The organism is Pseudomonas sp. SM4, from assembly GCF_051913165.1.
Lineage (GTDB): Bacteria > Pseudomonadota > Gammaproteobacteria > Pseudomonadales > Pseudomonadaceae > Aquipseudomonas.
Genome location: NZ_JBODOE010000009.1, coordinates 141,162 through 163,659, shown reverse-complemented (window position 1 = coordinate 163,659; position 22,498 = coordinate 141,162). Strand labels below are relative to the sequence as shown.

Here is a 22,498-nt window from a genome sequence, read left to right as displayed (position 1 = left end):
CCATTGGAGAGCAATAGTGATGGAAACCCGCAAGCCAAACCGCCTGCCGTTCCATCGCCTGGCAGTTTTTCCGGTGTTAATGGCTCAATTTGTCATTTTGCTGATTGCCGCTTTGGCGCTCTGGCAATGGCACGGAGTCGTTGCCGGATACTCGGGACTTTGCGGAGGCCTGATAGCCTTGCTGCCCAATGTTTATTTCGCTCACAAGGCATTTCGGTTTTCCGGCGCCCGAGCAGCCCAGTCCATCGTCCGGTCTTTTTATGCCGGCGAGGCAGGCAAACTGATTTTGACAGCAGTGCTTTTTGCGCTGGTGTTTGCAGGTGTGAAGCCACTGGCGCCGATAGCTGTATTCGGCGTGTTCGTGCTGACTCAGTCGGTCAGCTGGTTCGCTCCCCTGCTGATGAGAACAAGACTTTCGAGACCTTAGGGCGTTTGAGGCAACCATGGCAGAAACAACCGCTTCGGGCTATATCCAGCACCACTTGCAGAACCTGACCTTCGGTCAGCTACCTAACGGCGGCTGGGGCTTTGCCCATACCGCAGCAGAAGCCAAGGAAATGGGCTTCTGGGCTTTCCACGTCGATACTCTCGGCTGGTCGGTCGCGTTGGGTCTGATCTTCGTTTTTCTTTTCCGCATGGCGGCAAAGAAGGCGACTTCGGGTCAACCGGGTGCTTTGCAGAACTTCGTTGAAGTATTGGTCGAATTCGTCGATGGCAGCGTGAAAGACAGCTTCCATGGCCGTAGCCCGGTGATTGCACCGCTGGCACTGACCATCTTCGTCTGGGTGTTCCTTATGAACGCAGTCGACCTGATCCCGGTCGACTGGATTCCTCAGCTGGCCATCCTGATCACCGGTGATCACCACATCCCGTTCCGCGCCGTGTCGACCACCGACCCGAACGCGACCCTGGGCATGGCGTTGTCGGTTTTCGCACTGATCATTTTCTACAGCATCAAGGTCAAGGGCATCGGCGGCTTCATCGGCGAACTGACCCTGCACCCGTTCGGCAGCAAGAACATCTTTGTTCAGGCCCTGCTGATCCCGGTGAACTTCCTGCTGGAATTCGTGACCCTGATCGCTAAACCGATCTCTCTGGCTCTGCGTCTGTTCGGCAACATGTATGCCGGTGAGCTGGTGTTCATCCTGATCGCTGTGATGTTCGGCAGCGGTCTGCTCTGGCTGAGCGGCCTGGGCGTTGTTCTGCAGTGGGCTTGGGCTGTGTTCCACATCCTGATCATCACCCTGCAGGCGTTCATCTTCATGATGCTGACCATCGTCTACCTGTCGATGGCGCACGAAGAAAACCATTAAGACCAGTCTCGACTAGTCTGATGTCCTTCCCGGTCAAACGGGAAGGGGCTCTTCACAGGGCACCTGAAACGATTTGTTTTACCGCTTTAATCTAAAAAACCTAAACCATACGACGTAAAAGTCGGGAGGAAAGATGGAAACTGTAGTTGGTCTAACCGCTATCGCTGTTGCACTGTTGATCGGCCTGGGCGCACTGGGTACCGCAATTGGTTTCGGCCTGCTGGGCGGCAAGTTCCTGGAAGGCGCAGCGCGTCAGCCAGAAATGGTTCCAATGCTGCAAGTTAAAATGTTCATCGTTGCCGGTCTGCTCGACGCCGTAACCATGATCGGTGTTGGTATCGCTCTGTTCTTCACCTTTGCGAACCCGTTCGTTGGTCAGATCGCTGGCTAATTACCCGGATTCTTCCGAGTAATTTGATGTGATGGACAACGTAACTGCGAGGTGTTGGCGTGAACATTAATGCGACCCTGATTGGCCAGTCCGTTGCGTTCCTGATTTTTGTACTGTTCTGCATGAAGTATGTATGGCCTCCGGTCATCACTGCCCTGCACGAACGTCAAAAGAAGATCGCTGATGGTCTGGACGCTGCCAGCCGAGCAGCTCGCGACCTGGAGTTGGCCCAAGAAAAAGCGGGTCAGCAACTGCGCGAAGCGAAAGCTCAGGCAGCTGAAATCATCGAGCAAGCCAAGAAACGCGGTAACCAGATTGTCGAAGAGGCCGTTGAAAAGGCCCGTGTCGACGCTGACCGTGTGAAGGTTCAGGCTCAAGCCGAGATCGAACAGGAACTGAACAGTGTCAAAGACAAGCTGCGCGCCCAAGTGGGTATGCTGGCTGTCGGCGGCGCCGAGAAGATCCTGGGTGCCACAATCGATCAAAACGCGCACGCAGAGCTGGTTAACCAACTGGCTGCTGAAATCTAAGCGAGGGCGATCATGGCAGAACTGACCACGTTGGCCCGACCTTACGCTAAGGCGGCCTTCGAGCACGCTCAGGCCCACCAGCAACTGGCCAATTGGTCAGCCATGCTCGGCCTGGCTGCAGCGGTGTCACAAGATGACACCATGCAGCGCGTGCTCAAGGCCCCGCGACTGACGAGCGCAGAAAAGGCCGCCACGTTTATTGACGTGTGCGGCGACAAGTTTGATGCCAAGGCACAGAACTTCATCAATGTCGTTGCCGAAAACGACCGTCTCCCGCTTCTGCCGGAGATTGCCGCTCTTTTCGACCTGTACAAGGCCGAACAAGAGAAGTCGGTAGACGTTGAAGTGACCAGTGCTTTCGCATTGAACCAAGAACAGCAAGACAAACTCGCCAAGGTTCTCAGTGCACGACTCAACCGGGAAGTGCGCCTGCAAGTTGCGGAGGATGCTGCCCTAATAGGTGGTGTCGTTATCCGCGCCGGCGACCTGGTTATCGATGGCTCGATTCGCGGCAAAATCGCGAAACTTGCCGAAGCATTGAAATCTTGAGTTTGAAGGGGCAGCAGAGCAATGCAGCAACTCAATCCTTCCGAAATAAGTGAAATTATCAAGGGCCGCATCGACAAGCTCGATGTGACCTCCCAAGCCCGTAACGAAGGCACTGTCGTCAGCGTATCTGACGGCATCGTGCGGATTCACGGTCTGGCCGACGTCATGTACGGCGAGATGATCGAGTTTCCGGGCGGCGTCTACGGTATGGCCCTCAACCTGGAGCAAGACTCCGTAGGTGCCGTTGTATTGGGCGCTTACCAGTCTCTGGCTGAAGGCATGAGCGCCAAGTGCACCGGCCGCATCCTCGAAGTTCCTGTTGGTAAGGAACTGCTGGGTCGCGTAGTCGACGCACTGGGTAACCCTGTTGACGGCAAAGGTCCACTGGGCAACACCGAGACCGACGCGGTCGAGAAAGTTGCTCCGGGCGTGATCTGGCGTAAGTCGGTAGACCAGCCTGTACAGACTGGCTACAAGGCTGTCGATGCCATGATCCCTGTCGGCCGTGGCCAGCGTGAGCTGATCATCGGTGACCGCCAGATCGGTAAAACCGCTCTGGCGATCGACGCGATCATCAACCAGAAAGACAGCGGCATTTTCTGCGTCTACGTAGCTATCGGTCAGAAACAATCGACCATCGCCAACGTGGTTCGCAAGCTGGAAGAAAACGGCGCCCTGGCCAACACGATCATCGTGGCTGCCAGTGCTTCGGAATCTCCTGCGCTGCAATTCCTGGCACCGTACTCCGGTTGCACCATGGGTGAATTCTTCCGCGACCGCGGTGAAGACGCGCTGATCGTTTATGACGATCTGTCCAAGCAAGCAGTGGCTTACCGCCAGATTTCCCTGCTGCTGCGCCGTCCACCAGGCCGTGAAGCTTACCCAGGCGACGTGTTCTATCTCCACTCCCGTCTGCTGGAGCGCGCATCCCGCGTTTCGGAAGAATACGTAGAGAAGTTCACCAACGGCGCAGTGACCGGCAAAACCGGTTCGCTGACCGCACTGCCGATCATCGAAACCCAGGCTGGCGACGTTTCCGCGTTCGTTCCGACCAACGTGATTTCGATCACCGACGGTCAGATCTTCCTGGAATCGGCCATGTTCAACTCGGGCATCCGCCCTGCAGTGAACGCCGGTGTTTCGGTATCCCGTGTGGGTGGTGCCGCTCAGACCAAGATCATCAAGAAGCTCTCCGGTGGTATCCGTACCGCTCTGGCTCAGTACCGTGAACTGGCAGCATTCGCCCAGTTCGCTTCTGACCTGGACGAAGCGACCCGTAAGCAACTTGAGCATGGTCAGCGCGTTACCGAGCTGATGAAGCAGAAGCAATACGCACCAATGTCGATCGCTGACATGGCGCTGTCGCTGTATGCCGCTGAGCGTGGGTTCCTGACTGACGTTGAAATCGCCAAGATCGGCAGCTTCGAACAAGCGCTGATCGCTTTCTTCAACCGCGATCACGCCGATTTGATGGCCAAGATCAACGTTAAAGGTGACTTCAATGACGAAATCGACGCTGGCATGAAAGCCGGTATCGAGAAGTTCAAGGCCACCCAAACCTGGTAAGCCGCAGCGGGAGCCGCGAGGCTCCCGCTTGCTAACCTGATAGGTGTTACATGGCAGGCGCAAAAGAGATTCGCAGTAAGATTGCGAGCATCAAAAGCACGCAAAAGATTACCAGCGCCATGGAAAAAGTGGCGGTCAGCAAAATGCGCAAGGCACAAATGCGCATGGCTGCTAGCCGTCCTTATGCGGAGCGTATCCGCCAGGTTATTGGGCATCTGGCCAACGCCAACCCGGAATACCGCCACCCGTTCATGATCGATCGCGCCATCAAGCGTGTCGGTTATGTCGTCGTGAGCAGTGACCGTGGTCTGTGCGGCGGCTTGAACACCAACCTGTTCAAGGCCCTGGTCAAGGACATGGCGGTAAACCGCGAAAACGGCGTCGAGATTGATCTGTGTGTCGTTGGTAGCAAGGGTGCGGCCTTTTTCCGTAACTTCGGCGGTAACGTCGTTGCAGCTATCAGCCACCTGGGTGAAGAGCCGTCGATCAATGATCTGATCGGCAGCGTCAAGGTGATGCTGGATGCCTACCTGGACGGCCGTATTGACCGCCTGTCCGTGGTGTCCAACAAGTTCATCAACACCATGACGCAACAGCCTACCGTGGAGCAGTTGATTCCACTGGTGGCCACCCCGGATCAGGATCTCAAGCACCACTGGGACTATCTCTACGAACCGGATGCCAAAGAGCTGCTTGACGGCTTGATGGTCCGCTACGTTGAGTCGCAGGTCTACCAGGCGGTGGTCGAGAACAACGCGGCTGAACAAGCTGCGCGGATGATCGCGATGAAGAACGCTACCGACAACGCCGGTGATTTGATCAGCGATTTGCAGCTGATCTACAACAAGGCGCGTCAGGCTGCGATCACCCAAGAGATCTCGGAAATCGTCGGCGGCGCTGCCGCGGTTTAACGGTTCAAATATTCAGAGGATCCAGCTATGAGTAGCGGACGTATCGTTCAAATCATCGGCGCCGTTATCGACGTGGAATTTCCACGCGACAGCGTACCGAGCATCTACAACGCTTTGAAAGTAATAAGCGATGCCGGCACCACTCTGGAAGTTCAGCAACAGCTGGGCGACGGCGTGGTTCGTACCATTGCGATGGGTTCCACCGAGGGCTTGAAGCGCGGTCTGGAAGTTACCGATTCTGGCGCAGCCATTTCCGTACCGGTCGGTAAAGCGACCCTGGGCCGGATCATGGACGTCCTCGGTAACCCGATCGACGAAGCTGGCCCGATCGACACCGAAGAGCGTTGGGGCATTCACCGTCCAGCGCCTTCGTTCGCTGAACAGGCAGGCGGCAACGACCTGCTGGAAACCGGCATCAAGGTTATCGACCTGGTTTGCCCGTTTGCCAAAGGCGGTAAAGTCGGTCTGTTCGGTGGTGCCGGTGTAGGCAAAACCGTAAACATGATGGAACTGATCCGTAACATCGCCATCGAGCACAGCGGTTATTCCGTGTTCGCCGGTGTGGGTGAGCGTACTCGTGAGGGTAACGACTTCTACCACGAGATGAAGGATTCCAACGTTCTGGACAAAGTGGCACTGGTTTACGGTCAGATGAACGAGCCGCCGGGTAACCGTCTGCGCGTAGCACTGACCGGCCTGACCATGGCCGAGAAGTTCCGTGACGAAGGTAACGACGTTCTGCTGTTCGTCGACAACATCTATCGTTACACCCTGGCCGGTACTGAAGTATCCGCACTGCTGGGCCGTATGCCTTCGGCAGTAGGTTACCAGCCGACCCTGGCTGAAGAGATGGGCGTTCTGCAAGAACGTATCACTTCGACCAAGGAAGGTTCGATCACTTCGATCCAAGCGGTATACGTACCTGCGGATGACTTGACCGACCCGTCGCCAGCGACCACCTTCGCCCACTTGGACGCCACCGTCGTTCTGTCCCGTGACATCGCTTCCCTGGGTATCTACCCAGCGGTAGATCCACTGGATTCGACTTCGCGCCAGCTGGACCCGAACGTAATCGGCCAGGACCACTACGACACCGCTCGCGGCGTTCAGTACGTTCTGCAACGTTACAAAGAGCTGAAAGACATCATCGCGATCCTGGGTATGGACGAGCTGTCGGAAGCCGACAAGCAGTTGGTAAACCGTGCTCGTAAGATCCAGCGCTTCTTGTCGCAGCCGTTCTTCGTGGCTGAAGTCTTCACCGGTGCTTCGGGTAAATACGTTTCCCTGAAAGACACCATTGCTGGCTTCAAAGGCATCCTCAACGGTGACTACGACCACCTGCCAGAACAAGCGTTCTACATGGTTGGCGGCATCGAAGAAGCGATCGAGAAAGCCAAGAAACTGTAATCCCGGCGCCCGGCAACGGGCGCTAATTTAGGTTGAGGCAATCAGATGGCTATGACAGTCCATTGCGATATCGTCAGCGCGGAAGGGGAAATCTTTTCCGGCCTGGTCGAGATGGTGATTGCGCACGGTGCACTGGGTGATCTTGGTATCGCTCTGGGTCACGCGCCGCTGATCACTAATCTGAAGCCAGGTCCTATCCGCCTGATCAAGCAAGGCGGGGAACCCGAGGTGTTTTACATCTCCGGTGGTTTCCTCGAGGTTCAGCCGAACATGGTCAAGGTGCTTGCCGATACCGTGCAACGTGCCGCCGATCTGGATGAAGCTCAGGCTCAAGCAGCTCTCAAGGCTGCCGAGAATGCCTTGCACGAAAAAGGCGCGGATTTCGACTATAGCGCTGCATCAGCACGTCTGGCCGAGGCTGCAGCTCAGCTGCGCACCGTCCAGCAGATCCGCAAGAAGTTTGGCGGTTAATCCGTCAGCCGCTTGTTGTGCGATTGATAAAAAAGGGTAGCCTCGGCTACCCTTTTTTCTTTTCCGATTTTTACAACCCGGTCGCAGTTGCTGACCACCCAGGATTGGTAGCCAGTCATGTCTCTTGAAATCGTTATCCTCGCGGCCGGTCAAGGCACTCGTATGCGTTCGGCCCTGCCGAAGGTGTTGCACCCGATTGCCGGCAACTCCATGTTGGGCCATGTTATCCACAGTGCCCGCCAACTTGATCCACAGCGCATTCATGTGGTCATCGGCCATGGCGCCGACGTGGTGCGTGAACGCCTGGCGGCCGACGATCTGAATTTTGTCCTGCAGGACAAGCAACTGGGCACCGGCCACGCCACCGCCCAGGCTGTGCCGTTCATTACTGCCGACACCGTGCTGATCCTTTACGGTGACGTACCGCTGATCGAAGTCGAAACCCTGCAACGTCTGCTCAAGCAAGTCGTGCCCGGGCAAATGGGCTTGCTCACCGTTGAGCTGGATGACCCGACCGGCTATGGCCGCATCGTTCGTGATGCCGATGGCAAAGTCACGGCAATCGTTGAGCACAAAGATGCCAGCGAAGCGCAACGCGCGATCACCGAGGGCAACACCGGCATTCTCGCCGTCCCGGCCAATCGTCTGGCCGACTGGATGAGCCGCCTGTCGAACAACAACGCTCAGGGCGAGTACTACCTGACCGACGTGATCGAAATGGCGGTCAACGATGGTCTGCTGGTGGCCACCGAGCAACCGCACGATGCGATGGAAGTGCAGGGCGCCAATGATCGCAAGCAACTCTCCGAGCTGGAGCGTCATTATCAGTTGCGTGCCGGTCGCCGTTTGATGGCGCAAGGCGTGACCCTGCGTGATCCGGCGCGCTTTGATGTGCGTGGCGAAGTGACCGTGGGTCGCGACGTGCTGATCGATATCAACGTGATTCTCGAAGGCAATGTTGTCATCGAAGATGACGTGGTGATCGGTCCGAACTGTGTGATCAAGGACAGCACCCTGCGTAAAGGCGTGGTGATCAAGGCCAACAGTCATATCGAAGGTGCCATCCTCGGCGAAGGCAGCGATGCCGGTCCGTTCGCGCGTCTGCGCCCGGGCACCGTACTGGAAGCGCGTGCGCATGTGGGTAACTTCGTTGAATTGAAGAACGCGCACATGGGCGAGGGCGCCAAGGCCGGTCACCTGACGTATCTGGGCGACGCTGAAATCGGTGCGCGCACCAACGTTGGCGCCGGCACCATCACCTGCAACTACGACGGCGCCAACAAGTGGAAAACCGTGTTGGGCGCGGACGTGTTCATTGGCTCCAACAACTCGTTGGTGGCACCTGTGGATATCTCTGACGGTGCTACCACGGCGGCTGGGTCGACGATTACGCAGAATGTGGATAACGCGCAATTGGCGGTAGGGCGTGCGCGGCAGAAGAACATTGATGGCTGGAAACGGCCGGAGAAGATCAAGAAGGGCTGAGTTATCCACAGCGCTTTAAAGATCCAAAGATCGCAGCCTTCGGTAGCTCCTACATGGGACCTGGCGATGGCTGCGATTTTTTTGTCTGGCGGGTTGACGATTTGTGGCTAATAGGTTTTGATTGCTTCCGTTATCTTTCGAATCGAAACTTAGGTCGTCATGTCGAAACGCAATACGCCCCAGCGCCGCCATAACATCCTTGCCCTGCTCAATGAGCAGGGTGAAGTCAGTGTGGATGAGTTGGCCAAGCGCTTCGAAACCTCTGAAGTTACGATTCGCAAGGATCTGGCTGCCTTGGAGAGTCATGGTCTGCTGCTGCGCCGTTACGGCGGAGCGATCACCATGCCGCAGGAACTTGTCGCGGAAACCGCGCAAAGCATTTCCAAATATAAGCAGGCAATTGCCCGCGCAGCGGTGAAACGCATTCGCGAGCACGCGCGCATCATCATCGACAGCGGCAGCACCACCGCTGCGATGATCCCTGAACTCGGCCAGCAGCCGGGTCTGGTGGTGATGACCAATTCCCTGCATGTTGCCAACGCCCTGAGCGAACTCGAACACGAGCCGGTGCTGTTGATGACCGGTGGCACCTGGGACCCGCATTCGGAGTCCTTTCAGGGTCAGGTCGCCGAGCAAGTACTACGCTCTTACGACTTCGACCAGTTGTTCATCGGCGCCGATGGCATCGATCTGGTGCGAGGCACCACGACCTTCAATGAGCTGCTCGGTTTGAGCCGGGTCATGGCTGACGTGGCGCGGGAAGTCATCGTCATGGTCGAGGCCGACAAGATCGGCCGCAAGATTCCCAATCTGGAACTGCCATGGAGCAGCGTCCATACCCTAATTACCGATGATCGCCTGCCCCAAGAGGCACGGGATCAGATACAGGCCCGCGGTATCAACTTGATTTGCGCGGCTGTCAGTCAGGAGAAATAAGCATGTGTGGAATTGTCGGCGCAGTGGCTGAACGTAACATCACCGCCATCCTGCTCGAAGGCCTCAAGCGCCTCGAGTACCGCGGCTATGACAGCGCCGGTGTAGCGGTCTACACCAACGAGGAAACTCTCGAGCGTATGCGCCGTCCGGGCAAAGTCAGCGAACTCGAAGCCGCGTTGGCCGAGCACCCGCTGGTTGGACGTCTGGGTATCGCCCACACCCGCTGGGCCACCCACGGCGCACCCTGCGAACGCAACGCCCACCCGCATTTCTCCGGCGACATCGCCGTGGTGCACAACGGCATCATCGAGAACCATGAAGCCCTGCGCGAGCAACTGAAAGCGCTGGGTTACGTGTTCACCTCGGACACCGACACCGAAGTCATCGCCCATCTGCTCAACCATAAACTCAAGGATCAGCCAGACCTGACCGTCGCCCTCAAAGCGACCGTCAAGGAATTGCATGGTGCTTATGGTCTGGCGGTGATCAACGCCAAGCAACCGGATCGTCTGGTTGCCGCGCGCAGTGGCAGCCCGCTGGTGATCGGCCTGGGTCTGGGCGAAAACTTCCTCGCTTCCGACCAACTGGCGCTGCGTCAGGTCACTGACCGCTTCATGTACCTGGAAGAAGGCGATATCGCCGAAATTCGCCGCGATAATGTGCAGATCTGGGACGTGAGCGGCAACGCTGTCGAGCGCCAGACCGTGCAATACACCGACGGCGCCGAAGCCGCCGACAAAGGCGAATTCCGCCACTACATGCTCAAGGAAATCCACGAGCAACCGGCCGTTGTCCAGCGCACCCTCGAAGGTCGCCTGAGCAATGATCAGGTGCTGGTTCAGGCGTTCGGCCCACAAGCGGCCGAGCTGTTCGCCAAAGTGCGCAACGTGCAGATCGTTGCCTGTGGCACCAGCTATCACGCCGGTATGGTCGCCCGTTACTGGCTGGAAGAACTGGCCGGCATTCCGTGTCAGGTCGAAGTCGCCAGCGAATTCCGCTACCGCAAAGTCGTGGTACAGCCGGACACCCTGTTCGTGACCATCTCGCAATCCGGAGAAACCGCCGACACCTTGGCTGCCCTGCGCAATGCCAAAGAGCTGGGCTTCCTCGCCAGCCTGGCGATCTGCAACGTCGGCATCAGTTCGCTGGTGCGCGAATCCGACCTGACCCTGCTGACCCAGGCCGGCCGCGAAATCGGCGTCGCTTCGACCAAAGCCTTCACCACGCAACTGGTCGGCCTGCTGCTGCTGACTCTTTCGCTGGGCCAGGTGCGCGGCACCCTGGACAAAGGCGTTGAAGCCACACTGGTCGAAGAACTGCGTCGCCTGCCAACCCGCCTCGGCGAAGCGCTGGCGATGGACAGCACCGTGGAAAAAATCGCCGAGCTGTTCGCCGAGAAAAACCACACCCTGTTCCTCGGCCGTGGTGCGCAATTCCCGGTCGCGATGGAAGGTGCCTTGAAGCTCAAGGAAATCTCCTACATCCACGCCGAAGCCTATCCGGCCGGCGAGCTGAAACACGGCCCGCTGGCGCTTGTGGATAACGACATGCCGGTGGTCACCGTCGCGCCAAACAACGAACTGCTGGAAAAGCTCAAATCCAACCTGCAGGAAGTCCGCGCCCGCGGCGGCGAACTGATCGTGTTCGCCGACGAGAAAGCCGGGATGACCAATGGTGAAGGTACTCACGTGGTGCAAATGCCGCACATCCACGACATCCTTTCGCCGATCCTCTACACGATTCCGCTGCAGTTGCTGTCGTACTACGTTGCAGTGCTGAAAGGCACGGATGTGGATCAGCCGCGTAATTTGGCGAAGTCGGTGACCGTGGAGTAAGTTATCCACAGCTGAGTTAACCGCAAAAGATCGCAGCCTGCGGCAGCTCCTACATGGGAATCGTATTTCACCTGTAGGAGCTGCCGCAGGCTGCGATCTTTTTTGATTTTGAGGTGAGCGTCGACTCTATGGACCGCTTCCAGGAAATGCACATCTTCACCACCGTCGCCCAAGAGCAAGGCTTCTCCGCTGCCGCTCGGCGTTTGGGCCTGTCCGCAGCTAGCGTGACCCGTGCGGTGGCGGCGCTGGAGTTGCGCATCGGTACGCAGTTGTTGATCCGCACCACGCGCAGTGTGCATTTGAGCGAAGCCGGGCAGCGTTATCTGGAGGATTGCCGGCGGATTCTTGCCGAGGTGCAGGAGGCCGAGGATTCAGCGGCGGGCAGCCATGCTCAGCCGCGCGGGCAATTGACGGTGACGGCGCCAGTGTTGTTCGGTGATTTGTTTGTCACTCCGGTGATGGCGGGTTATCTCGCGCAGTATCCGGATGTCACGATTAACGCCGTACTGGTTGATCGGATCGTCAACATGGTTGAGGAGGGAATTGATGTCGCGGTGCGCATCGGTGACCTGCCGGACAGCAGTCAGCACGCGATTCGGGTGGGCGAGGTTCGCCGGGTTATTTGCGGTTCGCCGGCTTATTTCGCTCAGCACGGTCGACCGGTTCATCCTCATGCGCTGGCCGGTGTGCCAGTGGTAGCGACTTCTGCGATTGGTCAGCAACGCAGTTGGCCGTTTCTCGATGCAGGAGAGCCGCTCAGCGTGCGTCCCGAGCCGCGTCTGATCGTCACCGCCAATCAGGCTGCGATTACCGCCGCCAGCATGGGGCTGGGCATGACCCGCGTGTTGTCCTATCAAGTGGCGAGCAAGGTGGCGGCCGGCGAACTGGAAATCGTCCTTGCTGAGTTCGAACTGCCGCCACTGCCGATCCATGTGGTGTATCAGGGCGGGCGCAAGGCGCCGGCGCGGATCCGCAGTTTTGTCGATTTCGCCGCCAAGGCATTGCGTGACCACCCGGCGCTGCAAAATGCTGCGTTGTTGCACGAGATGAAATAATCGATTGCGGTTGCTGGTGATTCTGTTCTTTTCGCAGTGAGGGGATGATGGCCTGCATCGGCGCTCTCACCCTCGCAGTGGCGCCCCTGTTCAGCGGAGTCGACCATGCAAGCAATCAAACTCTACAACTTCCCACGCTCTGGCCACGCTCATCGCGTCGAGTTGATGCTGTCCCTGCTGCAACTGCCCACCGAGCTGATCTTCGTCGACCTGGCGAAAGGTGAGCACAAGCAGCCGGCGTATCTGGCGATCAACAGCTTTGGCCAGGTGCCGGCGATTGATGACGGCGGCGTGGTGCTGGCCGATTCCAACGCGATTCTGGTGTATCTGGCGCAAAAATACGGTCACGGTCGCTGGTTGCCTGCTGACCCTGTCGGCGCCGCGCGGGTGCAGCGCTGGTTATCCGCAGCTGCCGGGCCGATTGCGTTCGGCCCCGCAGCTGCGCGCTTGGTCACGGTGTTTGGCGCACAACTGAATGCTGAAGAGGCGATCAGCCGTGCGCACAACCTGCTCAAGGTGATGGACGTCGAGTTGGGCAAGACTGCGTTTCTGGCCGGCGACGAACCGAGCATTGCCGACGTTTCCGCCTACAGTTATATCGCTCACGCACCCGAGGGCAACGTGTCGCTGGACGACTACGACAACGTGCGCGCCTGGCTGGCCCGGGTCGAAGCATTGCCCGGTTTTGTCGGCATGCCGCGCACCGTCGCCGGTCTGCAAACCACCGCCTGATTTTCGCTATCCACACTGTGCCGTCGGCGCAGGGGAGAGGTCGTGATGGAACGTTCACCGTGGCACGCTGGCGAGCAACAGTTACAAGCCCATGTCGGCGTTGCCGAACGCATGGAAGCCTTCGGGCGTAAGGTGATTCGCACCTGGATGCCGGACCAGCACCGCGAGTTCTATCAGCAATTGCCCTTCCTGCTGTTCGGCGCCGTCGATGCGCAGGGTCGGCCGTGGGCCAGTGTGCTCGAAGGTGCACCGGGGTTCGCGCATTCGCCGGATCCCGAGCACCTGTATTTCGCCAGTCAGGTCGCGGCTGATGATCCGGCGCAACTGCGCAACGGTGAGCCGATCGGTCTGCTCGGCATCGAATTGCACACCCGCCGGCGCAATCGTCTCAACGGCCATGTCGGCAATCTGAACGCTCAGGGTTTCGCCGTGAGCGTGGATCAAGCTTTCGGCAATTGCCCGCAATACATCCAGCTGCGTCAGTTCCAGCGCGTGCCGCTGACGGATCCGCAGACTCGCCCGGCTGAACATCTCAACGCTCTGGATGATGCGGCCACCGCGCTGATCGCGGGAGCCGATACGTTCTTCGTCGCCAGTTATGTCGATGTCGACGGTCAGCGTGCGGTGGATGTTTCCCACCGGGGCGGCCAGGCCGGTTTCGTACGCGTGGACGGCAATCGTCTGACCATCCCTGACTTCGCCGGCAACCTGCACTTCAACACCCTCGGCAATCTGCTGCTCAACCCCAAGGCTGGCTTGCTGTTCATCGACTTTTCCACAGGCGATTTGCTGCAACTCAGCGGGCGCACCGAAATTCTGCTCGACGACCCGCAGATCGAAGCGTTCCAGGGCGCTGAGCGCTTGTGGACGTTCGAGGTGGAAACACTGGTGCGGCGCCCGGCAGCATTGGCGTTGCGCTGGCGCTTCGACGGCATGTCGCCGACCAGTCTGTTGACTGGCAACTGGACCGAGGCGGCGGCGCGTTTGCAGGCGCAGGCACTGGGCAACCAATGGCGGCCGCTGCGCGTGGCGAAGATCGAGGCAGAAAGTCGCAGCATCCGCTCCATCTACCTGGAGCCCGCCGATGGCGCCGGTTTGCCGGTGTTTCTCGCTGGCCAGCATCTGCCGCTGCGTTTCACGATTGATGGCGAGGTACACATTCGCACTTACAGCCTTTCGAGCGCGCCATCGGACGGTTTCTACCGGATCAGCGTCAAGCGTGAAGGCCTGATTTCATCACACCTGCATGAGCAGATCCGCGTCGGCGATGTGCTGCAAGCGCGGGCGCCGCAAGGGCATTTCACCGTGGCGCCGCTGGAGCACCGACCACTGGTGCTGCTGGCCGCCGGTGTGGGAATCACGCCGTTGCTGTCGATGCTGCGCGAGGTGGTGTACCAAGGCTTACGCACGCGCGGGATTCGTCCGACGTTATTGCTGCAGAGTTCGCGCAGCCTGGCGGATCAGCCGTTTCGCAAGGAGCTGGACTGTTTGCTCGAAACGTCAGGCGACTCAGTCCGCGTCCTGCGTTTGCTCAGCCAACCGGAAGCCGATCTGCAGGAGGGCGAGGATTTTGATCTGCCGGGCCGAATTGACGGCACGGTGCTGAGGAACCTGCTGGAGGCCGAGGATTTTGATCAGCTCGACTTTGTGCTCTGCGGCCCCGGAGGTTTCACCCAGGGGCTGTACGACATCCTGCGCGAACTGGATGTGCGCGATGCGCAAATTCACGCGGAAACCTTTGGCCCATCGACACTGAAACGTCAGGCCGACCCGGACGCGATCGTGATCGAACAACCGCCCGCCGCGACTACTTCGGTGCCGGTGGTGTTCGAGCGCTCGGCAAAAGAGGCGCGCTGGCAGCCCGATGGCGGCAGTCTGCTGGAGTTGGCGGAAAGCCGCGGATTGCGTCCGGAGTTCAGTTGCCGTGGCGGGTCATGTGGCACCTGCAAAACCCGGCTGGTCAGCGGCGCGGTGAATTATCCACAGCCCCCGGCGGACATCCCTGAAGCCGGCCACGTGCTGATCTGCTGCGCCGTCCCGGCACAGAGCCCCCACCCGCTGGTCTTGGACCTATAAACCGCCCCCCTGCAGGAGCTGCCGCAGGCTGCGATCTTTTGATCTTGATGTCCTGAAAACAAGATCAAAAGATCGCAGCCTGCGGCAGCTCCTACAGGGCGATCCGGTTTCGAATCAGGCGTAGGACAGGGATTTTTCTTCCAGCAGTTCCTGATACAACTCCGTCCATTTGCGGCCCATGTCATCCGCTGTGAACAACTGCCGATAACGGGCTTCTGCTTTCACGCCCATCGCCGCGGCGCGCAGCGGATCGTCCCACAAGGTACGCATCGCCTCGCGAAACGCCTGTGGATTACTGGGGGGCACAACCAAACCGGTCTCGTTGTGGATATTGATGTAGCTGGTGCCGGTGCCGATCTCGCTGGAAATCATCGGTTTGCCGTACATCGCCCCTTCGAGCAAGGAAATCCCGAACGCTTCCGATCGCAGGTGCGAAGGGAAGACGATGGCGTAGCTCAGTTGCAGCAGCGCGACCTTGTCTTCATCCCCCAGGCGCCCGAGGAAGTGAATGTTGCGCAGGCCCACCGCCTGCGCCTGCGCATGCAGTTCCAGCTCCAGCGGCCCGGCACCGACGATGACCACCGGGTAATCGACGTCTTTCAATGCATCGAGCAGGATATGCAGGCCTTTGTAATAACGCATCACCCCGACGAACAGGAAAAACTTATCCCCAAGCTGCTGGCGCCAGCGATTCATGCGCTGCGCGTCTGGCTGTGGATAACCGGCCTTGTTCAAGCCGTAGGGGATCACCCGGGTCTTGTCCTGGAACTGCTGCAATACATCGCTGGTGTGCAGGTAGTTCGGCGAAGCGGCGACGATACGGTCGGCGCTGGCGAGAAAGCGGTTCATCAGCGGCCGGTAGAGTTTGAGCAGGTGCTTCTGACGAATGATGTCCGAGTGGTAAGTGACCACGCTCGGTTTGTTCAGGGCGCTGGCGAAATGCACCAGGTCCATGAACGGCCACGGGAAGTGGTAGTTGACCACGTCGGCCTCGGCCGCCAGTTCGCGAAACTGCTTGAACACGCTCCAGGAAAACCCGGTGGAGGCGAATTGAATGTCGAGTCTGGCGCGGTGCACTTCGTGTTGGCCGAGTTGCACCACCGGCGGTGTCGGGTCGGCGCTGAGGGTCAGAACCTGACCGTCGATGCCGTGCTGGGCGCCGCTTTCGCAGAGTTGGAAGATCACTTGTTCGATGCCGCCGACCGAATCCGGCAGGTACGTTTTGAAAAAATGAAGAACTCGCATTCAACCTCCCATGGCCTGGTGGTAGGCACCGGCCGTGGCCCGTGCACAACGCTCCCAGGAAAAAAGCCGTGACTGCTGCAACCCGGCTTCTTGGCATGCCTGCCAATGCGCTTGATCATCGATCAGTCGGCTCAGCGCATCACGCAGGCCTTCTGCATCGTCAGCTTCAATATAGTTGCCCGCGGCGCCCGCGACTTCCGGCATGGCCGAAGACTGTGTGAGCACCACCGGTGTGCCGCTGGCCATGGCCTCCAGTACCGGCAGACCAAAACCTTCATACAACGATGGAAAAATCAGCGCACGGGCCCCGGCCAGCAGCTGCGCCACCTGTTCATCGGGCAGATAACCAAGCAGGCACACATGCCCGCTGGCCAGCGCCTGGCGCAAAGGTTCGCTGAACTGATCACGCTCCCAGCCGGCCATGCCGACGATCAGCAGCGGATAACGCTGACGCACGGGCTCCGGCAACAGGGCATGGGCGCGCAGGGCGAGACCAAGGTTCTTGCGCGGCTCCAGCGTGCCGACGCACAGAAAATACTCCCGCGCCGCCACCGCATGCGCCTTGAGTACTGCATCGATGGCGCTCGGCTCACGCGGGTGAAAACGCTCGGCGACGCCCAGCGGCGCCACCACGAAACGGTCGCTGGGCAGGCCGAAATAGGCTTGCGCCTCGTCCGCAATCGCCTGCGAGTCGGTCAGGATCACTTGCGCCTGTTGCACCCCCACGGCCAACCGCCGCTCGATTTCCTTGAGCCGTGCCGGTGGCTGGGTCTCGGGAAAATGCAGGTGGGTCAGGTCGTGCAGGGTGATCACGGTCGGGCCGTCGAAGGCCAGCGGCCACAGGCTCGGTTCGTGGTAGAGGTCGATGCCCTGCGCGCGGCCCTGATCGAAGCGTTTCTGCTCCAGCCAGCGGCGCGCCTGATAGGCCCCGGGAATTTGCCGCAGCAGTGGCGTCAGGCGTGAGTAACCGGGCATGGCCGCTTCCGGCAGTGCCGAACTCCAGCCCCAGCCGTGGAACAACGTCACCTCGATGTCGGGTTGATGGCGCAAGGCGCTGACCAGTTCGGCCACGTAATGGCCGATGCCGGTGCGCGGCGCCTGGAGAATGCGGGCGTTAAGAGCAATGCGCATGCTGACTCTCGATGGCAGGCTGCGCCGTGTTCAGGTTGCGCTCGATGCGCTCGACCAATTGCGCGCTCGCTTCGCGCCAGGTCAGCCAGCGCCAGTGTTCCAGGCTCAGCGGTGCCGGGAATGTCGGGTTGCGGTCCATGCCGATCACCAGATCCGTCAGGCGCTGTGGGTCGGCAAGGTCGAAATAAGCCATGTAGTCGCCGCCGATTTCACGGAACACCGGAATGTCGCTGCCCATCGCCGGCAACCCGCGTTGCATGGCCTCCACCAGCGGCAGGCCGAACCCTTCGACGTGCGACGGAAACACCAGCGCCGTGGCGTGCTCGTAGGCGTGTTCGAGGCTTTTGTCCGAGAGTGAATTGAACATGAACAGGCGTCGATTCAATTCCCGGTGTTGGCGGATGCGGTCGATCAGCGCCTCGCACTTCCAGCCGATTTTGCCGACGATGCACAACCTTGCGCGGGAGCCGTCAGCCCAGGCGCGATCGAATGCATCCAGCAGGTAGGCATGGTTTTTCCGCGGTTCGATGGTGCTGACCATGAGGAACACCGGCTCCGGCGTTTCGAACAGTTGCAGCAAGCCGCGGTCGACAGCGGCATCGGCGTCGCTCAAGTCCAGCTCGGAGCCGAGATGGAAATAATCGAACCAGCGCTGCGCCACCTGCTGTGAGCCGATCCGGCGTTGCATCTCCTGGCGGACCTGATCGCGGATCGTGGTCGAGATCGCCACGTAGCCATCGGCGGTGCGCGCAATCCAGTCGAACCAGTCATTGAAGACCTTGACCAACCCGGCGTCGCAAAACTGTGGGTGGGTCAGCGGGATCAGGTCGTAAATCACCGAAATGATGCCAACCCCTTCGCGCTTGAGCTGCTCGGCGAGGGGGAAGAAGTTGGCGTGCCACGATGAGTCGAGCAGCACCAGTTGATCGCCGGGGCGGTGCGCCAGCGGCACGCAACGTTCGGGGATGTGTTTACCCTTGAGGGCGCGTCCCAGCAGGCGCATCGGTAAGCTGAAACAGGCAAACGCGGTGAGCCGGCAGCCGACGTACAAAACCCGCCGGGCAAAGTGCGACTGGCTGAACGGGCGACGACGCTCGACGGCACGGTGGCGCAACCAGAAGGCGTTGGCCCATTGCTCCAGTTTTACCCGCAGGCCGATCAGGTCGAGCTTCAACGATTTCAGCGGCGCCAGGCTTTTAACCTCATACAAACCGCCATCGATCATCACCACCGGGATGCATTCAACGGTGTCGTCGGCTGCCGGCAGTTGCTGGATGACGTTGCGCACCACGCGCTGAATGCCCGAGTTGGCGGAGGGGTGTTCGAAAACGTACGTGCACTCCACCAACAATCGCGTCATCGCAAGGTCTCCGTGGCAGGCGTTTGCAGAAGTGTTTCGCTGGTGCGGGTGATCTCGGTTTGTGCCTCCAGCCACGAACAGCCGACAAAGTCTTCCTGGCGATTGTTGATCACATGGAACACCAGGCCGTAGTCGCGCCATTCGAAATTGCGGTCCAGGTGCGAGTCCAGGCGCGACAGGCTCAATGCCACTGAATAACTGCCCTTGCCCAGGCGCATGTCGAAGGCGAAGCGGAAGGTCACGCGCTCGCCGGCGCTCAGGTCGGTCACGGCTTTGTCGAGGCGATGGGTGTTGATGCCATAAATCGCCTGGCCGAGGCGATCCTTGATCATGAAACCGAGAATCAACCGTTCGATGTCCTGACGAATTTCCGTCTGCACTTCCAGCACCACCGGTTGACCGACTTCGGCCACTTCAAGGCTGCGGCCCTGCGCGTCGAGCAGGCGCACGCTGACAATCCCCGCTTCGCCGGTACCGGAAATGGTCCGTACCTGGCCGTTGGCGAGCATCTCCTGACGGACGATCTGGCCTTCGCGCTGGGCGAGCATGGCGTTGTAGTAATCCATCACCTCTTCAGGCTTGCCGCGCATGGCCAGGCGACCGTTTTCGAGGAGGATCGCGGTATCGCAGATCGACTGAATGGCGGAGCGGTCATGGGACACGATCAACAACGTGGTGCCGGCCTTGCGGAAGCTGCGGATGCGTTCGAAGCTTTTGTGCTGAAAGTAGGCGTCGCCCACCGACAGGGCTTCGTCGACGATGAGAATATCCGGGCGTCGCGCAGTGGCGACGCTGAAGGCCAGGCGCATCTGCATGCCGCTGGAGTAGGTGCGTACTGGATGATCGATGGCGTCGCCGATTTCAGCAAAACCCTCGATCTGCGGCATCAACGCTTCGATTTCTTCAACCTGCATGCCGAGCAACTGGCCGGCCATGAAAGCGTTCTGCCGACCGGTAAAATCCGGGTGGAAACCCATGCCCAGTTCCAGCAGCGCCGCCACCCGGCCTTCCAGTTGAATCTGTCCACAGGTCGGTTGCGTGGTGCCGGTGATCATCTTCAGCAGGGTGCTTTTGCCCGCGCCGTTGACGCCAACGATGCCGACCGACTCACCGGGTTTGATCTCGAAATCGATGTCCTGCAGGACCCAATGCAGGTGATGGCGCCTGGGGGAAAACGGCACCAGCCATTCGAGCAGACGGCTCCAGCGGTTCGGGTATTGTTTGTAGGCCTTGGCCAGGCCGCTGACTCGGATATGTCCCATCAGAGTTCGTCCACCATTTCACCGACACGCTGGCGAAACAACCGCAGCGCCATGGCGCAGAGCAGCAGGCCGATGACCAGCAGCGGGGTCAGTGAGGACCAGACCGGCCATTGGTTGTAGAGGAAGACATTCTGGTAGCTGGTCATCAGGGCCGTCATCGGGTTGAGCCCGATCAAGTGCTGGATCCCCGGGGGCAGGATCGACAGCGGGTAAACGATCGGCGTCAGCCAGAACCAGAATTGCAGGCAGATGCCGAACATCTGCCCGACATCGCGAAAAAACACATTGAGAATACCCAGCAACATGCCCAGCCCGGCCGCAAAGATCACCTGCAGGATCAGCAACGGTATCAGCGCCAGCAAGGCCATGCCGGGCAAGCGCCCGCTGATCAGCAGGAACCCGAAGAACAGGCCCAGGATGATCGCGAAGTTGATGCCGGCATTGAGCAGTGCAATGACCGGCAGGCAGATGCGCGGGAAGCTGATTTTCTTCAGCAGGTTGGCGTTTTCCAGAAACATGCTCTGGCTGCGCGTGGTGATTTCAGCGAACAGGCCCCAGGTCAGCAGGCCGGCGCAGAGATAGACGCTGTAGGCCAGGCCATCGTCCACACCCGGCAGGCGGGCGCGCATGATCTGGGAAAAGATCACCGTGTACACGATGATCATCGACAGTGGATTGAGTACCGTCCACAGGGCCCCGAACAACGAGTTGCGATAGCGTGCTTGAAACTCTCGCTTGACGCTGCCGAGGATGAATCCACGGTAGCTGCGCAGCGAGCGATACAGGGAAAGCAGCATTCAATCCGTCCTGCCGTATTGGTCTTCGAAGCGAACGATGTCGTCCTCTCCCAGGTATTCGCCGCTTTGCACTTCGATGATCACCAGATCGATCACGCCGGGGTTTTCCAGGCGATGACGATGGCCGGCGGCAATGAACGTCGATTCATTCTTCGCCACCAGGTGGGTGCCGGAACCGTTGTTGGTGACCTTGGCCATGCCTTCGACCACCACCCAGTGTTCGTTGCGGTGATGGTGCATCTGCAGGGAGAGTTTGCCGCCGGGCTTGACCACGATGCGCTTGATCTTGAAGCGCGGGCCTTCCTCGAGCACGGTGTACGTCCCCCACGGACGGCTGACCGTGCGGTGCAGGCGATAGGCCTCGTGGGATGTGTCCTTGAGTTGCTTGGCCACGCGCCGTACATCCTGCGCACGGTCGGCATGGGCCACCAGCACCGCGTCGGCGGTATCGATGACGATCAGGTTATCGACACCGACGGCGGCCACCAGCCGCCCTTCGCTCTGCACGAAGTTGTTGTGGCTGTCGATGAAGATCGCTTCGCCACTGGCGCGATTGTTGTCGGCATCGGCCGGCACCAGGGCGGCGACGGCGCCCCAGGAACCGATGTCGCTCCAGTCGAAACCGGCCGGCACCACGACGACTTTTTCCGAGCGCTCCATCAGCGCGTAGTCGATGGAAATGTCGGTGATTTCAGCGAACAGTGCTGGCGACAGTTCCTGTTGCAGGCAGCCAACGGTTTCGATCGGCGCGCTGGCGGCCATGCACGCGCGGGTCTGCTCCAGCAACTCAGGCGCGTGCAATTGCAATTCGGCAATGACCGCCGCGGTGGTGAAGCAGAACATCCCCGAGTTCCACAGGAAGTTGCCGCTTTCCAGGTAATGCGTAGCGGTTTGCAGGTCGGGTTTCTCGACGAAACGCTGCACTTTGGCGGCGCCCCTGGCGTCCAGCGGTGCACCGGTCTCGATGTAGCCGAAGCCGGTTTCCGGCGCTGTTGGTGTGACGCCGAAGGTCACCAGGTAACCGTCCTTCGCCAGATTGACCGCGTGCTCGACGGCGGTTTTCAGCGCGTCCTGATTGACGATCAAATGGTCGGCCGGCATTACCACCATGATCGCGTCGTCGCCATGCAACGCTTGCAGTGCCAGGGCGGCTGCGGCAATCGCCGGGGCGGTGTTGCGCCCGGTCGGTTCGAGCAGGAAGTGCCCGCGATGGCGCGATACGTGCGCGGCGCAATAGTGATCCTTGCTCTGGAAGTAGTACTCGCGGTTGGTCACCGTGACAATGTCGCCCCAGCCGTCCAGCAATGCGGCGGCACGCTGGTAGGTCTTGCCGAGCAGCGACTGGCCGTCGGGCAGGGTCATGAACGGCTTGGGATGGCCCTCACGGGACACCGGCCACAAACGGGTGCCGGCACCGCCGGACAGTATCACGGGGATCAGCATGGC

Annotated in this window: 21 protein-coding genes; 15 read left to right on the top strand and 6 right to left on the bottom strand. The window is 59.6% G+C overall.

Annotated features, from left to right (window positions below; genetic code table 11):
- The first annotated feature begins 19 nt into the window (after nt 1-19).
- The 15 genes from ACQ4MY_RS18240 (at nt 20) to ACQ4MY_RS18170 (ending at nt 15,257) form a co-directional block, all read left to right on the top strand.
- Nucleotides 20-427 carry a F0F1 ATP synthase subunit I gene (locus ACQ4MY_RS18240; protein WP_008084411.1) on the top strand — a complete coding sequence of 136 codons (408 nt, stop codon included), beginning with the start codon at nt 20-22 and terminating at the stop codon, nt 425-427.
- Between the two features lie 16 nt (nt 428-443).
- Entirely contained in the window at nt 444-1,313 is an 870-nt protein-coding gene (gene atpB / locus ACQ4MY_RS18235) for a F0F1 ATP synthase subunit A (RefSeq protein ID WP_008084413.1), read from the top strand.
- A gap of 133 nt (nt 1,314-1,446) precedes the next feature.
- Nucleotides 1,447-1,704: a F0F1 ATP synthase subunit C gene (gene atpE / locus ACQ4MY_RS18230; protein WP_003097235.1), complete on the top strand. Its 258-nt coding sequence runs from the start codon at nt 1,447-1,449 to the stop codon at nt 1,702-1,704.
- A gap of 59 nt (nt 1,705-1,763) precedes the next feature.
- Nucleotides 1,764-2,234 carry a F0F1 ATP synthase subunit B gene (locus ACQ4MY_RS18225; protein ID WP_008084415.1) on the top strand — a complete coding sequence of 157 codons (471 nt, stop codon included), beginning with the start codon at nt 1,764-1,766 and terminating at the stop codon, nt 2,232-2,234.
- A 12-nt stretch (nt 2,235-2,246) separates the two neighbouring features.
- On the top strand, nt 2,247-2,783 hold the full coding sequence (locus ACQ4MY_RS18220) for a F0F1 ATP synthase subunit delta (RefSeq protein ID WP_007911956.1): 537 nt from the start codon (nt 2,247-2,249) through the stop codon (nt 2,781-2,783).
- Between the two features lie 21 nt (nt 2,784-2,804).
- Nucleotides 2,805-4,349: a F0F1 ATP synthase subunit alpha gene (atpA, locus tag ACQ4MY_RS18215; protein ID WP_158830525.1), complete on the top strand. Its 1,545-nt coding sequence runs from the start codon at nt 2,805-2,807 to the stop codon at nt 4,347-4,349.
- 50 nt (nt 4,350-4,399) lie between these two features.
- The gene (atpG, locus tag ACQ4MY_RS18210) at nt 4,400-5,260 is read left to right on the top strand and encodes a F0F1 ATP synthase subunit gamma (protein WP_008084419.1); all 861 of its coding nucleotides are present in this window, start codon (nt 4,400-4,402) and stop codon (nt 5,258-5,260) included.
- 27 nt (nt 5,261-5,287) lie between these two features.
- Nucleotides 5,288-6,667 carry a F0F1 ATP synthase subunit beta gene (gene atpD / locus ACQ4MY_RS18205; protein WP_008084423.1) on the top strand — a complete coding sequence of 460 codons (1,380 nt, stop codon included), beginning with the start codon at nt 5,288-5,290 and terminating at the stop codon, nt 6,665-6,667.
- Nucleotides 6,668-6,712: 45 nt separating this feature from the next.
- Entirely contained in the window at nt 6,713-7,138 is a 426-nt protein-coding gene (locus ACQ4MY_RS18200) for a F0F1 ATP synthase subunit epsilon (protein ID WP_008084424.1), read from the top strand.
- 117 nt (nt 7,139-7,255) lie between these two features.
- A complete protein-coding gene (gene glmU / locus ACQ4MY_RS18195) occupies nt 7,256-8,623 on the top strand; it encodes a bifunctional UDP-N-acetylglucosamine diphosphorylase/glucosamine-1-phosphate N-acetyltransferase GlmU (RefSeq protein ID WP_158830526.1) in 1,368 nt (455 codons plus the stop codon).
- Between the two features lie 159 nt (nt 8,624-8,782).
- A complete protein-coding gene (locus ACQ4MY_RS18190; RefSeq protein ID WP_008084428.1) occupies nt 8,783-9,559 on the top strand; it encodes a DeoR/GlpR family DNA-binding transcription regulator in 777 nt (258 codons plus the stop codon).
- A gap of 2 nt (nt 9,560-9,561) precedes the next feature.
- Nucleotides 9,562-11,394 carry a glutamine--fructose-6-phosphate transaminase (isomerizing) gene (gene glmS, locus ACQ4MY_RS18185; protein WP_440096039.1) on the top strand — a complete coding sequence of 611 codons (1,833 nt, stop codon included), beginning with the start codon at nt 9,562-9,564 and terminating at the stop codon, nt 11,392-11,394.
- 128 nt (nt 11,395-11,522) lie between these two features.
- The gene (locus ACQ4MY_RS18180; protein ID WP_440096095.1) at nt 11,523-12,449 is read left to right on the top strand and encodes a LysR family transcriptional regulator; all 927 of its coding nucleotides are present in this window, start codon (nt 11,523-11,525) and stop codon (nt 12,447-12,449) included.
- 105 nt (nt 12,450-12,554) lie between these two features.
- On the top strand, nt 12,555-13,181 hold the full coding sequence (locus ACQ4MY_RS18175; protein ID WP_440096038.1) for a glutathione S-transferase family protein: 627 nt from the start codon (nt 12,555-12,557) through the stop codon (nt 13,179-13,181).
- A 45-nt stretch (nt 13,182-13,226) separates the two neighbouring features.
- Nucleotides 13,227-15,257, top strand: coding sequence for a pyridoxamine 5'-phosphate oxidase family protein (locus tag ACQ4MY_RS18170; protein WP_440096037.1), 2,031 nt, complete (start codon nt 13,227-13,229; stop codon nt 15,255-15,257).
- Between the two features lie 114 nt (nt 15,258-15,371).
- On the opposite strand, the gene ACQ4MY_RS18165 is transcribed toward ACQ4MY_RS18170, so the two are convergent.
- From ACQ4MY_RS18165 to ACQ4MY_RS18140, 6 genes are read right to left on the bottom strand one after another with little or no spacing between them, the layout of a single operon-like run.
- The gene (locus tag ACQ4MY_RS18165; protein WP_440096036.1) at nt 15,372-16,502 is read right to left on the bottom strand and encodes a glycosyltransferase family 4 protein; all 1,131 of its coding nucleotides are present in this window, start codon (nt 16,500-16,502) and stop codon (nt 15,372-15,374) included.
- A complete protein-coding gene (locus tag ACQ4MY_RS18160; RefSeq protein ID WP_440096035.1) occupies nt 16,503-17,633 on the bottom strand; it encodes a glycosyltransferase family 4 protein in 1,131 nt (376 codons plus the stop codon). It lies immediately after the preceding gene.
- Nucleotides 17,617-18,993 carry a glycosyltransferase family 4 protein gene (locus ACQ4MY_RS18155; protein WP_440096034.1) on the bottom strand — a complete coding sequence of 459 codons (1,377 nt, stop codon included), beginning with the start codon at nt 18,991-18,993 and terminating at the stop codon, nt 17,617-17,619. The genes ACQ4MY_RS18160 and ACQ4MY_RS18155 overlap by 17 nt, the downstream gene beginning before the upstream one ends.
- Nucleotides 18,990-20,255 (bottom strand): ABC transporter ATP-binding protein, encoded by a 1,266-nt coding sequence (locus ACQ4MY_RS18150; RefSeq protein WP_440096033.1) that lies wholly within the window; start codon nt 20,253-20,255, stop codon nt 18,990-18,992. The genes ACQ4MY_RS18155 and ACQ4MY_RS18150 overlap by 4 nt, the downstream gene beginning before the upstream one ends.
- The gene (locus ACQ4MY_RS18145; RefSeq protein ID WP_158830546.1) at nt 20,255-21,052 is read right to left on the bottom strand and encodes an ABC transporter permease; all 798 of its coding nucleotides are present in this window, start codon (nt 21,050-21,052) and stop codon (nt 20,255-20,257) included. Before ACQ4MY_RS18145 ends, ACQ4MY_RS18150 begins: the two co-directional genes overlap by 1 nt.
- On the bottom strand, nt 21,053-22,495 hold the full coding sequence (locus tag ACQ4MY_RS18140; RefSeq protein ID WP_008078911.1) for a mannose-1-phosphate guanylyltransferase/mannose-6-phosphate isomerase: 1,443 nt from the start codon (nt 22,493-22,495) through the stop codon (nt 21,053-21,055).
- Between the last annotated feature and the right edge of the window lie 3 nt (nt 22,496-22,498).